The following is a 14,295-nucleotide window of genomic DNA, read 5'->3' on the forward strand; positions in this document are numbered from 1 at the left end:
CTTCAAATACCTCACGGGTACGTATGGCGGCTGGTCACCAGAAAGGAGCCGTCATCGTGGGGACTGCCACGGCTAGCTCGGCCGACCGTCGGGCCACCGTCTCCCTGTTCTCCCGCCTCCGTACGGCTGAAGGACAGGCCGATCCCTTCCCTCTCTACGCGGAACTCCAAGCGCGGGGCGGAGTCAGCCCCGCCCCTTGGGGCGGTTTCCTCGTCACCACCTTCCGCACGTGCGACCAGGTGCTGCGCAGCGGCGCCTGGCTCGAACCCGACACGAAGTGGAGGGAGCAGCAAGGCGAACGCACCCGCTGGAGCGCTCCCTCCAGCCGCGAGATCAGCCGCACCCTGCCCGCGCTCAACCCCCCGGAGCACTCCCGCGTGCGCCGGTCGGCGGGCAACTTCGACCGGCAGACCATCGACCGCATCGGCCGTCGGGTGAGCGGGTTCGTCGACCGTTTCCTCGACACCGTGCACGAGCGTCTGCGCGCCGGGGAGGCGGACTTCGCGGCCCTGGTGTGTGAGGAACTCCCCGTCGCCACCGTCGGGGACTGGCTCGCGCTGCCGAGCGCGGACTGGCCGCTCCTGCGGGAACTCACGCACGACCAGGTCTTCACCCAGGAGCTGCTGCCCTCCGCAAGCCAGTTGACCCGATCCGACATCGCCATGGCCGAACTGCGCACCTACTTCCTCGACCTGGTGCGCGAACGGCGCGCGCGCCCCGGCGAGGACCCCGTGTCGCGCTGGATACGGACCTGGGACTCCATGGAGCCGGACCAGGACAAGGCCGATGAAGCGGTCTACTTCCTCGCCCTGTTCGTCCTGCTGGCGGCCCTGGAAACGACCTCGACCCTCCTGTCGACCATGACGCTCCACCTCGTCGAACAGCCCGACCGCTGGCGCCTGCTCGCCGAACAGCCCGACCTCGTCCCGGCGTTCGTGGAGGAGGCACTGCGTTACGACCCTCCGACCCACGTGATCAGCCGTATCGCCGCCTCCGACTGTCTCCTGGAGGGCGTCGAGGTCCGCGCGGGCGAGATGGCACACCTCATGGTGGGCGCCGCCCATCGGGACCCCGCCCGCTTCGTCCTTCCCGATCTGTTCGACCCCCACCGCAAGCCCGCCCACCTCGCCTTCAGCGCGGGCATCCACTACTGCCTCGGAGCGCCCCTGGCCAGGCTCGAGGCCCAGACCCTGCTACGCCGGACCCTCACACGCCTGCCCCGGCTCACCCTGGTCCGCCGGCCCGCCCGTGCCCCCCGGGTGGCGTTCAGGCGCCTGCTGAACTTGGATGTCGCCCTCGCATGAACATCTCGACCGCCCCCGCCCCCACCGCGCCCACTCCCCCCTCCGCGCACGGATCCCTGGGCCTCACGCAGACCGGCCCTGTGCTGCGCATCCAGCTCAACGCCGCCTTCCAGGACGACACGCTGAGCGCCGCCGTCCTGGACGAACTCATCGCCGTCCTCGACGGCCTCCACGACCGGCCGGACATCCGCGTCCTGGTCCTCGCCTCCCAGGGAGACGACTTCTGTCTGGGAGCCGACCGCCGGGAGTTCCAGGAGGCCCTGGCGACGGACCCGAGCATCGGGTCGCTGCGCCGCATCGCGGACAAGGCCCACCGGCTGTGTCAGGCCCTGGAGAACACCCACGCCGTCACCATCGCCCGGCTCCACGGCAAGGTCATCGGCGCCGGACTCGCCCTCGCGGCCCACTGCGACCTCCGCGCGGGCTCGGACACCGCCCAGTTCCGCATGCCCGAGGTCGGCATCGGTCTCGCACCCGCGTGGGGCGGCGCCATGGGCCGCCTCATCTGGGAGGCCGGCGCCGCGAGGATCCGCGAACTCATGCTGACCTGCGACGCCTTCGACGCGACCACCGCCCACCAGCTCGGGCTCCTGCACAAAGTGGCGCCCCTGGACCAGCTGGACGACGTCATCACCGCCTGGACGAAACCCCTCGCCCGGCGTTCCCCCGAGGCACTCGTCCTGACCAAACGCATGCTCACCGCATACGCCCAAGCCGCCCGTACGGGCGACCTCGCCCTGCTCGACTCACACCTGCTGACCACACAGCTCACCCGAAGCCGGGCTCGTGACTGACGCGTCAGTGGCGTAGTCCGGGCGTCCGCCCGGGAAGCACCGGGCACAGCCGCTCAATCCGAGGCAAGGGCCCCGCCGACGTCGGCGGGGCCCTTGCCTCGGGACTTCACCCTCTTCACCCCGGCGCCGCGTCCCCGGGGGTGACAGCTGACGGAGGCAGAGAAGATGACCACCCCCACCCACCCCGTCGACCAGGAACTCGTGGAGGCCGCGGCCCACGTCGCGCGCACCCGCTGCCGGGGCGACAACCACACCGTGGCGGCCGCCGCCCGCGCCCGGGACGGCCGCATCGTCACGGCGGTGAACGCCTATCACTTCACGGGAGGCCCCTGCGCCGAACTGGTCCTCATCGGCGCAGCGGCCGCCCAAGGCGCTGACGAGCTGGACACGATCGTCGCGGTGGGCGACCGTGACCGCGGTGTCGTGCCCCCGTGCGGCCGGTGCCGCCAGGTGCTGCTCGACTACTTCCCCGCCCTCGAGGTCATCGTCGGCGCGGACGGCCGCCTGCGCACCGTCCTCATCACCGACCTGCTGCCCGAAAGTTATGTCTGGGCCGACCATCAACTCGACGCCGGGTGACGAACGCGCCGCGGGATGCGCCGGACCGCCCTCCCGCCGGGCGGGAGGACGAGGGCCGTCAGGAGGGGAGCGGTGCCGTCGCGGGTTCCGGGTCGGTCCCGCGGCCGGGCGCCGGAACGGACTCCGGGTCGTGCGGCGGCTCGGACAGCTGGTCGCGCACGTAGTTCCAGACCACCGCGATCAGCGCCGCGGCCGGTACGGCGAGCAGGCTGCCCACGATGCCCGCCAGGCTGCCGCCCAGGGTCACCGCCAGCAGGACGACCGCCGCGTGCAGGCCGAGCCCCCGGCTCTGGATCATGGGCTGGAAGACGTTGCCCTCCAGCTGCTGTACCACGACGATGATCGCCAGCACGATCAGGGCGTCCGTCAGCCCGTTGGACACGAGGGCGATGAGCACCGCCACGAAGCCGGCGAACAGCGCACCGATGATCGGCACGAACGCGCACACGAAGGTGAGCACGGCGAGCGGGAGCACCAGCGGGACGTCCAGGGCCCAGAGTCCGATGCCGATGAGAACGGCGTCCAGCAGACCGACCGCCGCCTGGGAGCGCACGAAGGCCCCGAGGGTGTCCCAGCCGCGCTCGGCCACGGCGGGGATGTCGGTCGCGAGGCGCCCGGGCAGCTGGCGGGCGAGCCAGGGCAGGAACCGCGGCCCGTCCTTGAGGAAGAAGAACATCAGGAAGAGGGCGAGAACGGCCGTCACGACGCCGTTGACGACCGTGCCCACGCCGGTGGCGAGCGTGGTGAGCATGCTGCCGACGCCGCTCTGGAGACGTTCGGTCGCGGTGTCCAGGGCGGCGGTGATCTGTTCGTCGCCGATGTTCAGCGGCGGGCCCGCGGCCCACTCCCGTACCCGCGCGATGCCCTCGACCACTCCGTCGGTCAACTCCCCGGACTGCGAGGCGACCGGTACGGCGATGAGTGCCACGGCGCCGGCGGCGACCGCGAGGAAGAGCACGGTCACCACCGACGCGGCGAGGGCGGGCGGCCATCCGTGACGGCGCAGGAACCGGGCGACCGGCCAGGTCAGGGTGGTGAGGAGCAGCCCGATGACGAGGGGCCAGACGATCGACCACATCCGGCCGAGAAGCCAGAGCACCACCGCGGTCCCGGCGAGGACCAGCAGCAGCTCCACCGATATGCGCGCCGAGGCACGGAGTGCGGCACGGGTTCTCGCAGGGCTCAAAGAGGCAGACATGCGATCACCCTATGCGCCGCCGCCCCGCCTCCGTCCGAGCGGCCCGGCAATCGTCCGCGCCGGTTACGTCTCCCGTCCCGGCGGAGCATCCCGGCCCCGCCTACGCGGATTCGCGCCGCCGCAGTTCGGCTCTCACCACCAGTTCGTCGTGGCTGAGCGGACCGCTTCCGGTCAGCAGCCGGGCCGCCTGTTCCACCGCGAGCGCGCCGAGTTGACGCGTGTCCAGGGCCACGGTCGACAGGGGCGGCTCGACCAGCTCTCCCAGCTGGAGGCCGTCGAAGCCGATCACGGCGAGGTCGTGCGGAACCGTTCGCCCGAGCCGGCGAGCGGCACGCAGGGCTCCGATGGCGATGATGTCGTTGAAGGTGAACACGGCGGTCACGTCGGGATGAGCGTCGAGGAGGTCCTCCAGCGCGTTCTCCCCGCCTTCGACGCTCTGGTCCGCCCGGCTCACCGAGCCGGCGTCCAGTCCGCAGGCAGCCATCGCGCTCGCGAACCAGGCGTGCCGGATGCTCGGCTCGGACCGGCCCGCGTGATCGAGCATGCCGATGCGCCGGTGGCCCGACCCGGCCAGGTACTCGATCGCGGCGTGCACGCCTTCCTCGCCGTCGATGCGGATGGCACCGAACCTCCCCCCGTGGTGCTGACGGTCGATGAGCACCACGGGGAGCCCCCGGGTCAGCTTGTCGATCTGGTCCTCCGGCTGGCTCAGATAGCCCACGACGGCGTCCACCTGCGAGGCGATCACCTCGAGCGTGCCCCGCTCCTCCTCGACGCGGTCACCGGTGTCGTACACGACGACGTGCCAGCCACGCGCCCGTGCCGCGTCGAGGGCGGCGGCGGCGACTTCGGTGAAGAACGGATTGAGCAGATCGGGGATGACGAGTCCCACGCTGATCGTGTCCTGCCGGACGAGTCCCCTGGCGAACCGGCTGGGCCGGTAACCCAGTTCGAGGGCGGCGTCGAGGACGCGCTGCTTGGTGGAGTCCCCGATCTCGTTCTTGTCGTTGAGCGCCCGTGACACGGTCTGCCGGGACACCCCGGCGCTCCGGGCGACATCGTCGATCGTCACCCTGCGGGGGCCGGTCCCTGACGACGTCATCACTCACCTCCGCGTAGTAGCCGACGCGTGCGCGTCGCAGGGGTACCCCGGTATGCCCGGGCCGAAGTCATGATCCTTTCGGGAAGCCGGGGGGATCGTCCACCGCGCATCAGAGGGCCGCGACAATTCCTTGACACCCGGCCGCGCCGAAGCGCACACTCCCAATCACTTCTCAACAGCACCCCCGTTACCGCTCCCGTGAGCGCTCACGTTACCGCTCACGGGCCCTGATTCCAACCAGAAGGCATTCGCCTCAGGTGTCAACGTCGACCCGCCTAGCGCTCACCGCTAGCCGCTCTCTGGAACGGAAGACATGAGCAGGAAAGCCACGCACACCCGCCTCGCCGTCGCCGCCGCGGCAACGGGCATCGCCGTACTCGCCGGTTGCTCCTCGCCCGCTTCGTCGGACAACGCGTCCGGGGGATCCTGCGAGCCCGCCGAGGGCAAGGTCACCCTCCAGTACTGGAACACCGTTCCGGGCATGGACAAGGTTGTCGACCTGTGGAACAAGAAGAATCCGGACATCCAGGTCGAGACGAAGAACATCTCCAACGACCAGTACGGCGCGATCGGCAACGCGCTCAAGGCGGGCAAGGCTCCGGACCTCGCACAGGTCGGCTACGACCAGCTCCCCAACCTGCGCACCCAGGACGCGTTCGTGGACGCCTCGGCCTGCGCGGAAGCCACCGCGGCCAAGTCGAAGTTCGTTCCCTGGACATGGTCACAGTCCAGCTTCGGCGACACCGGCGTGTTCGCCCTTCCGCAGGACACCGGCCCGATGGCTCTCTACGTCCGCAGCGACATATTCGAGAAGCACGACATCGCGATCCCCACCACCTGGGACGAGTACGCGGCGGCCGCGGCGAAGCTGCACAGGGCGGACTCCGACCTCACCATCACCTACTTCGACCCGAACAACGCCGAGTGGTTCAACGGCCTGCTCTGGCAGAACAACGCCACCATGTACGGCTACTCCGGCGGCAAGTGGCACGTCACCGTCGAGTCGGACCGGAGCAAGCAGGTCGCGGACTACTGGCAGAAGCTGATCTCGGACGACGTCGTGCGCACCGACCTCGCCCACGGTTCCACCCAGATGTACGCCGCGTACCAGAAGGACGAGATCGCCAGCTACGTCGGCGCCGCCTGGGGTTACAGCATGTTCCGCGACAACCTGCCCAAGCAGTCCGGCAAGTGGGCGATCGTCCCGATGCCGACCTGGGGCGCCAACGGAACGTCCGGCAACTGGGGCGGATCGACCGTCGCGTTCATGAAGGGCGGCAAGCATCTCCACGAGGCGGTCAAGTTCAACACATGGCTGAACACCGATCCGGAGGCGCTGGCGCTCGAGAACGAGCTGGGCGGGCTCTACCCGGCGGCCGAGGCGGGGTTGCGGCTTCCCGCGCTCTCCAAGGGCGTCCCGTACTACGGCAACCAGAAGATCTTCGACGTCTTCGCCGAGTCGTCCAAGAAGGTGGACACCAGCTTCACCTGGGGTCCCACGCAGAAGACGGTGAACCTGGCGCTGCAGGACGCGATGGCCAAGGCGGCCGCCGGTGAGGGCAAGCTGTCCGACGCCCTCGCGGCGGCCCAGGAGGCGGCGCTGACGTCGATGAAGGACCAGGCGATTCCGGCCGCGGCGGGCAAGTGAACGCGGCATGACCGACATCGCAGCCCGCGCGACCCGCGTGGCGGAGCCGCCCGTGAGCCGTCGCCGTCGTCTCGACGGCGGCGGCCCGCGGCCGGGCACCGTGGTCGCGTTCGTGATCCCGTTCTTCCTCCCGTTCGTGCTGTTCTACCTGCTGCCGGTGGGGTACGCGCTCTGGCAGAGCGTCCGCGTCGTACGCCGTACCGGCGGCCAGTACGGGACGTCGTACACGACCTTCGGCGGCTTCGAGCAGTACGTGGGGGTGTTCCAGAACGGCGAGTTCTGGGCCGGCATCGGCCGCATCGGGCTGTTCGGTGTCGTGCAGGTGCCGGTCATGCTCTTCGTCGCGCTGATCATGGCGCTGCTGCTCGACACCCCCCTGCTGAGGCTCAAGTCCTTCTTCCGGATCACGGCGTTCATGCCGTACGCCGTGCCCGGGGTCATCGCCGCGATCATGTGGTCGTATCTCTACTCGCCGCAGCTCAGCCCCGTGGTCGACGCGTTGAAGGGCATCGGTCTGGAGCCCGACTTCCTCGGTCCGGGTGCCGTGTTGTGGTCGGCGGCGAACGTCTCCACGTGGCTGTGGACCGGCTACAACATGCTGATCATGTACTCGGCGCTGCAGTCGATACCTCAGGAGCTCTACGAGGCGGCCAGGATCGACGGCGCGAGCAACTGGGCCATCGCGTGGCGGATCAAGGTTCCGATCATCGCCCCGTCGATCGTCCTGACCACGGTGTTCTCGATCATCGGCACCCTGCAGCTCTACGCCGAGCCGGCCGTGCTCCGCCAGATCTCCTCGAACATCTCCAGCACGTTCACACCCAACATGCTCGCCTACGCGGTGGCTTCCGGGAACAACTACCAGCAGGCGGCGGCGATATCCGTGGTCATCGCCGTCATCACCTTCGTCCTGAGCTTCGGGTTCATGCGACTGACCTCGAGGAAGGCGGGGCTGTGAGCAACCATCCCGTGATCCGCGAGAGCCGCGCCGGCCGGACGGCCGTCATGGCTCTGATGTTCCTGCTGACCGTCTACTTCCTGCTGCCGGTCTACTTCCTGATCGTCGCGGCCACAAAGCCCCAAGGTGACCTCGCCTCCACCAACGGCCTGATGTTCTCGGACTTCAACCTGTTCGAGAATCTGCGGGTCCTGTTCACCCGCAGCGACGGCATCTTCGGGCGGTGGGCCCTGAACACCGTCGTCTACGCGGTGCTGGGCGCGGCCGTAGGCACCCTGATCAGCGCGCTGTGTGGCTACGCACTCGCCACATTCCACTTCAAGGGACGGGAGTTCCTCTTCTCGGTCATCCTCGGCGGTGTTCTCGTTCCCACCACCGCGCTCGCGCTGCCGCTGTTCCTGCTGTTCTCGGCGACCGGCCTGGTCAACACCTACCTCGCGGTGTTCCTGCCCAGCATCGTCAGCCCGTTCGGCGTCTATCTCGCGCGCATCTTCGCAGGCGCCGCGGTCCCTCAAGAGCTCATCGAGTCGGCACGCCTGGACGGCGCGGGAGAGTTCCGGACGTTCTTCTCGGTGGCGTTCAGGCTGATGACGCCGGCGCTGGTGACCATCTTCCTGTTCCAGTTCGTCGCCATCTGGAACAACTTCTTCCTTCCGATGGTGATGCTCCAGAAGGAGTCACTCTTCCCGATCACTCTCGGTCTGTACCAGTGGAACGGTCAGACCGCCCGCGCCCCGCTCCTGCAGCAGTCCGTGATCACCGGCTCGCTGGTGTCGATCGTGCCTGTGATCATCGTGTTCATCCTCCTCCAGCGGTTCTGGCGCACCGGGCTCGCCGCCGGATCGCTCAAGTGACGCCGCCCGGTCCCCGCGTTCTCCCATCCTCCCGCCAGCACGGAAGGTCCCCGCTCGCCATGCAGAACTCCGCCGTCTTCCTGCCCCATTTCCACTGGGACCGGGAGTGGTACGAGCCGTTCCAGGTGTTCCGGCACCGGCTCGTCGCCGCCCTGGACACCGTGCTGGAGACGGCCGAGGCCGACCCGGACTTCCGGTTCACCGTCGACGGGCAGATGGCCGCGATCGAGGACTACCTGGAGATGCGGCCGGAGAACCGCGACCGCGTCGCCGCCCTGGTCCGCGAGGGCAGGCTCGCCATCGGGCCGTGGCTGATCCTGCTCGACGAGTTCCTCTGCTCCGGAGAGACCATCGTGCGCAACCTCCAGATGGGCTGGGCGGCGGCACGGTCTCTCGGTGGTGCGATGCCGATCGGCTATCTGCCGGACATGTTCGGCCACATCGCGCAGATGCCGCAGATCCTGGCCCGCGCCGGAATCGAGCACGCGGCGCTGTGGCGTGGCGTGCCCGGCTCCGTCGAGGGTCACGCCTTCCGCTGGCGCGCTCCGGACGGCTCCGAGGTGCGCACCGAGTTCCTCTTCGACGGCTACGACAACGGCCTCGACGTCCTGCTGGTGCCCGACCAGATCGGCCGCGCGCTCGGCGAGTACGCGGAGATGACCGCCGGACGGTGGGGTGGCGATCCGGTGCTGGCCATGGCCGGCACCGACCACCACGCGCCCGACCCGAAACTGGCGGGCCGGCTGCGGCAGGCCGCCGACGGGGGACGCCGCATCAGCATCGCGACGCTCGACGAGTACATCCGGGTGCACGTGCGTGACGAGGTGAGCGCCGTCGTCACCGGGGAACTGCGCAGCCATGTGCGCGGCAACATCCTTCCGGGCGTGCTGTCCGTGCGGCTCGGGCTCAAGCAACGGATGGCCGTCGCCGAGCGCACGATCGACCATGCGGAGCGGGTCAACGCCCTGTGTTCCCAGCGGGACGACTCGCCGTTCCTCACGCTGGCATGGCACAAGATCATCGAGTCGACGGCGCACGATTCGGTGGTCGGTTCGGGCACCGACGAGACCTGCGACCAGGTCGAGGCCCGGCTCGCCGAAGCCGCGCAGGCGGCACGGGCCGTCCGGGACGCGGCGCTGGCCGAGCCCGCCTCCCTCGTGCCGAGCGACGGCTACCTGGTCGCCAACCCGCTGCCCTCTCCGCGTGCCGCCCTGGTCGAGGTGGATGTCGTCGCCCCGCCGGAGGGAACGTCGCTGGTCGCGACCGCCCACGACGGCTCGGCGCAGCCCGTGCAGCTGGTCTCCCAGGCCCCGACCGTGCTCAGCGACGAGCGCATGGACGCGTCGCAGCTCGAGCGGGTGCTGCGCCGTATCCACCGCCGGGAGCTGTTCGGGCTGCTCATCGACCACTACGAACTCACCCCCGGCTCACTGGTCTTCCACCTCGCCGAGGTGCCGTCGGGCGGCCCCTTCGATCTGCTGGTGCTGCGCCGCGAGGTCGCCGCCGCGGCCGCCGCGCATCCGGGCCCATGGCGGGTACGGACGCTGGCCGAGGCCCGGGCCACCGCGCTGGTGCCCGTGCACGTCCCGGCCACGGGGCTGACGAGTTTCCGGGTCCAGGCGAGCCAGCGGCAAGCCGCCCCGGCTCCGCGGCACACACCGGCGACAGCGACGGCACGCGCCCTGTCGAACGGCCTGGTCGAGGTCGCGGTCGCCGCCGACGGGACCCTCGACGTGACGGGCACGGACGGCACCACCCTGCGCGGTGTCGGCCGTCTCGTCGACGGCGGTGACCGCGGCGACAGCTACAACTACGCTCCCCCGGCCCAGGACGTGCTCGTATCGGAACCGGCCCAGGTCACCGTCGATCTCCTGGAGAGCGGCCCGCTGCGCTCCCGGCTGCGCGTCACCCGCGTCTACGAGTGGCCCGCCGCCCTCGGCGACGACCGTGACCTGCGCAGCGGCAGGACCGTGCGGACGCCGGTGGACATGCTGGTGGAAGTACGGGCCTCAGAGCCGTTCGTGCGGATCTCCACGTCGTTCCTCAACCAGTGCGCCGATCACCGGCTGCGCTTCCACGTGCCGCTGCCCGAGCCCGTCGCCGGGTCCGCGTCCGCGGGACAGTTCGCCGTCACCGAGCGCGGGCTCACCGCCGAGGGCGGCTGGGGCGAGTACCCGCTCCCGACCTTCCCCGCGAGTACGTTCGTGTCGGCCGGGGACGCCCACGTCCTGCTCGACCACTCCAGCGAGTACGAACTCGTCGACGAGGGCTCCGCGCTCGCCCTCACCATGCTGCGGGCGATCGGTTCGATCAGCGTCAACATCCACCCGCTGCGTGACGAGCCCGCGGCCGGCGAGATTCCCGCCCCCGGGGCACAGGATCTCGGCATGCGGATCGAGAACCGGTTCGCCGTCGTGCCGGCGGCGGGCGGCTGGCAGGGGAGCAACGCGGTCGCGCTTGCGGAGGAGTTCCGCAACGACGTACTCGTAGCCCGCGGGACGGCGCCCGCAGCGGGCCGGCTGCCGTCCGACGCGAGTGGGCTGCGGGTGGACGGCGACGACGTCCTCGTCTCCTGCGTCCGCCGCGTCGCCGACGAGGAGCACGGCGCCGGCATCGAGGTGCGTATGGTCGCGATGCGCGATACCACCTCGACCGTCCGTCTGACCGGCCCGTTCACCGAGGCCACCACCGTCGACCTGCTCGGCCGGCCGCTGTCCCCGACGGCCGTGCGGGACGGGCTCGACCTCGTCCTCGGTCCGTGGGAGATCCGGACCGTCGTGCTCCGCTGAGCCCTTGGCGCACGGACAGAACGGCCTTCCCTGCTCACGACCACGAAAGTGGTGACTCCTTGTCATCCGAGCTTTCCGCACACGTGCCTTCCACCACCGCGTACCTTTCGGACGCCGCACCGGGGCGTGGTGCGCTGCGTCCGGCACGCTCATGGCTGCACTCCGACGCCCCCGCACGCTCGCTGAACGGACCGTGGCGTTTCCGTCACTCGCCCACGGCCCTGCCTGCCGAGGACTTCGCGGCGGAGGACTTCGACGACGGCGACTGGGACAGCATTCCGGTGCCCTCGCACTGGGTGCTCCAGGGCGACGGAGCCTACGGCCGGCCGATCTACACGAACATCCGGTTCCCGTTCCCGATCGACCCGCCTCACGTCCCGGACGAGAACCCCACCGGCGACTACCGCCGCCATGTCGAGATCCCCGCCGGCTGGTCGGGCTTCGAGCGCATCGTGCTGCGGTTCGACGGTGTCGAATCCCTCTTCAGGCTGTGGGTCAACGGTATCGAGATCGGCAGCGCCAGTGGCAGCCGGCTGCCTCACGAGTTCGACGTCACGGCCGCGGTACGCACCGGCGACAACGTCGTCGCCGTACGGGTGCACCAGTGGTCGGCGGCCAGTTACGTCGAGGACCAGGACCAGTGGTGGCTGCCGGGCATCTTCCGCGACGTCACCCTGCTCGCCCGGCCCACCGGGGGTGTCGAGGACGTCTGGCTGCGGACCGGTTTCGACGACGGCCGCGGACGCATCGTCCCGGAGGTCACCGCCGGCGCCGCGGCGTTCCCGCTCACGCTGCGCGTCCCCGAACTCGGCGTCGAGCAGGTCTGGGCGACGGCGAACGACGTCGCCCCCGTGGACGTCGGCGAGGTGGAGCCGTGGTCCGCCGAGCGGCCTCGCCTGTACGACGCCACCGTGTCGTCGGCGGCGGAGAGCATCGCGCTGCGCGTGGGCTTCCGCACGGTCGAGATCCGCGGCGACCGTTTCCTGGTGAACGGCCGCCGCGTCGTGTTCCACGGGGTCAACCGGCACGAGACCCACCCCCGGCGCGGGCGGGTCTTCGACGAGGAACACGCCCGCGAGGACCTCGCCCGTATGAAGCGGTTCAATGTCAACGCGATCCGCACCAGCCACTACCCACCGCATCCACGGCTGCTCGACCTCGCGGACGAACTCGGATTCTGGGTCATCCTCGAATGTGACCTCGAAACGCACGGCTTCGAGAAGGTCGGCTGGGTCGGCAACCCGAGCGACGACCCGGCGTGGCGCGCCGCGTATCTGGACCGCATGCAGCGCACCGTCGAACGCGACAAGAACCATCCCAGCATCGTGATCTGGTCACTCGGCAACGAAGCGGGAACCGGCGGCAACCTCGCCGCCATGTCGGCATGGGTCCACGCCCGCGACGCCGAGCGCCCCGTGCACTACGAGGGCGACCACACCGGCGAGTACACCGACATCTATTCACGCATGTACGCCTCGGTGCCCGAGACCCAGCAGATCGGCACCGACGGCGGTGGTTCCACGCTGCTCGACTGCACTCCGGCACAGAGCGCCCGGCAGCGCTCCAAGCCGTTCCTGCTCTGCGAGTACGCCCACGCGATGGGCAACGGCCCAGGAGCGCTGGACCAGTACGAAGCCCTGGTCCACGCACATCCACGGCTGCACGGCGGATTCGTCTGGGAATGGCGCGACCACGGCATCCTGGCCACGGCCCCGGACGGCACGCCGTACTACGCCTATGGCGGCGACTTCGGAGAGGTCGTGCACGACGGCAACTTCGTGATGGACGGCATGCTGCTGAGCAACGACGTCCCGACGCCCAGCCTCCATGAGTTCAAGGCCGTCGTACAGCCCGTCCGTTTCGACTTCGGCACCGGCAGCGTCACGCTCACCAACCTGCGGCACTCGGCCGACACCTCCGACCTGCGCTTCCGCTGGCGCGTGGAACATGACGGAACACCGGTGGCCGCCGGGGAATGGGACGTGCCCGTCCTCACGGCGGGCGACTCGACCAGGGTGCCGCTTCCGCGGATCGCGGTGGCCCCTGACGCCGAGACCTGGCTCACCGTCGACGCCGTGCTGGCATCCGCCACCGGCTGGGCGCCCGAAGGGCATGTGGTCGCCACCGCACAGCAGGACTGCTCAACGCGTCGTGCGGTGCCCGCGGTCCGGTCCCGCAGCGACTGGCGGCCGGGCGCCGGGCCGCTGACGCTGGGCATCGCCGAGTTCGTCGACGGATCCCTGACACGTCTGGCCGGCCGCTCCGTGACGGGCCCCCGGCTGCAACTGTTCCGCGCGCCGACCGACAACGACGCCGGCCCGTCCGACGGAGCGGAGAACGGCGGCACCGGCGTCGCCGGGATGTCCGACGCCGACCTGTGGCGTCGCGACGGCCTCGACCGGCTGATCACCAGGCGCCTTTCGGTGGAGGGGGCCGCCGGCGCCCTGCGCACCGTCGACCGGGTCTCGGCGGCCGACTCCGCCTTGTCGGTGACGGTCGAGTCCGTCTGGTCGCTGGAAGACGGCGACGAACTGGAGCTGCGCGTGGAGATCGAGCCTTCCAGCGGCTGGCGGACGGTATGGCCCCGGATCGGCATCCACTTCGAACTGCCCGATGGCACGGCTCCCGTCGACGGCGCCGAGTGGTTCGGTCTGGGCCCACTGGAGTCCTACCCGGACAGCCTGCGCGCGGCTCGCACCGGCCGATTCTCGTCCAGCATCGGCGGACTGTCGGTCGACTACGCGCGTCCTCAGGAGACGGGGCACCGCTCCCGCCTGCGGTGGCTGACGCTGACGGCCGGCGCCACCGAAGTACTGCACGTCGCCACCATCCCGGACATTCAGGGCCGCCGCCCCGGTTTCACCCTCAGCCGCCACACGCCGCAGCAACTCGCCCAGGCGGAACATCCCTTCGAGCTGCCCGGCACCGCGGCAAGTCACCTGATCATCGACGCGGCCCAGCACGGCCTCGGCTCACGGGCCTGCGGCCCGGATGTGTCGCCCGAGTTCGCGCTGCGCCCCGAAGCACGCACCATCAGGCTTCGTCTGGCGGCGGGGCGAGCGGGCTGAG

Annotated in this window: 10 protein-coding genes; 8 read left to right on the top strand and 2 right to left on the bottom strand. The window is 70.2% G+C overall.

What is annotated here, in order from left to right:
• The first annotated feature begins 23 nt into the window (after positions 1-23).
• The 3 genes from ACIHCM_RS17055 to ACIHCM_RS17065 all read left to right on the top strand — a co-directional run bounded on the left by ACIHCM_RS17055 (position 24) and on the right by ACIHCM_RS17065 (position 2,677).
• Positions 24-1,304: a cytochrome P450 gene (locus ACIHCM_RS17055; RefSeq protein WP_399895841.1), complete on the top strand. Its 1,281-nt coding sequence runs from the start codon at positions 24-26 to the stop codon at positions 1,302-1,304.
• Positions 1,301-2,098, top strand: coding sequence for an enoyl-CoA hydratase/isomerase family protein (locus tag ACIHCM_RS17060; RefSeq protein ID WP_399895844.1), 798 nt, complete (start codon positions 1,301-1,303; stop codon positions 2,096-2,098). The genes ACIHCM_RS17055 and ACIHCM_RS17060 overlap by 4 nt, the downstream gene beginning before the upstream one ends.
• A gap of 165 nt (positions 2,099-2,263) precedes the next feature.
• The gene (locus tag ACIHCM_RS17065; RefSeq protein WP_399895847.1) at positions 2,264-2,677 is read left to right on the top strand and encodes a cytidine deaminase family protein; all 414 of its coding nucleotides are present in this window, start codon (positions 2,264-2,266) and stop codon (positions 2,675-2,677) included.
• Between the two features lie 58 nt (positions 2,678-2,735).
• Here the strand turns inward: ACIHCM_RS17065 and ACIHCM_RS17070 are convergent, their stop codons facing one another.
• Positions 2,736-3,875, bottom strand: a complete 1,140-nt coding sequence (locus ACIHCM_RS17070; protein WP_399895850.1) for an AI-2E family transporter — start codon at positions 3,873-3,875, stop codon at positions 2,736-2,738.
• A gap of 100 nt (positions 3,876-3,975) precedes the next feature.
• Positions 3,976-4,977 (bottom strand): LacI family DNA-binding transcriptional regulator, encoded by a 1,002-nt coding sequence (locus ACIHCM_RS17075; protein ID WP_399895853.1) that lies wholly within the window; start codon positions 4,975-4,977, stop codon positions 3,976-3,978.
• Positions 4,978-5,290: 313 nt separating this feature from the next.
• On the opposite strand from ACIHCM_RS17075, the gene ACIHCM_RS17080 reads away from it, so the two are divergent.
• From ACIHCM_RS17080 to ACIHCM_RS17100, 5 genes are all read left to right on the top strand, one after another.
• Positions 5,291-6,625 (top strand): ABC transporter substrate-binding protein, encoded by a 1,335-nt coding sequence (locus ACIHCM_RS17080; protein WP_399895856.1) that lies wholly within the window; start codon positions 5,291-5,293, stop codon positions 6,623-6,625.
• Positions 6,626-6,632: 7 nt separating this feature from the next.
• The gene (locus ACIHCM_RS17085; protein ID WP_399895859.1) at positions 6,633-7,583 is read left to right on the top strand and encodes a carbohydrate ABC transporter permease; all 951 of its coding nucleotides are present in this window, start codon (positions 6,633-6,635) and stop codon (positions 7,581-7,583) included.
• Positions 7,584-7,630: 47 nt separating this feature from the next.
• Entirely contained in the window at positions 7,631-8,437 is an 807-nt protein-coding gene (locus ACIHCM_RS17090; protein WP_399896411.1) for a carbohydrate ABC transporter permease, read from the top strand.
• A 59-nt stretch (positions 8,438-8,496) separates the two neighbouring features.
• Positions 8,497-11,226 carry a glycosyl hydrolase-related protein gene (locus ACIHCM_RS17095; protein ID WP_399895862.1) on the top strand — a complete coding sequence of 910 codons (2,730 nt, stop codon included), beginning with the start codon at positions 8,497-8,499 and terminating at the stop codon, positions 11,224-11,226.
• A gap of 83 nt (positions 11,227-11,309) precedes the next feature.
• Positions 11,310-14,294 (top strand): glycoside hydrolase family 2 TIM barrel-domain containing protein, encoded by a 2,985-nt coding sequence (locus tag ACIHCM_RS17100; RefSeq protein WP_399895865.1) that lies wholly within the window; start codon positions 11,310-11,312, stop codon positions 14,292-14,294.
• Position 14,295 lies beyond the last annotated feature (1 nt).

This window comes from Streptomyces sp. NPDC052023, assembly GCF_044548465.1.
Lineage (GTDB): Bacteria > Actinomycetota > Actinomycetes > Streptomycetales > Streptomycetaceae > Streptomyces.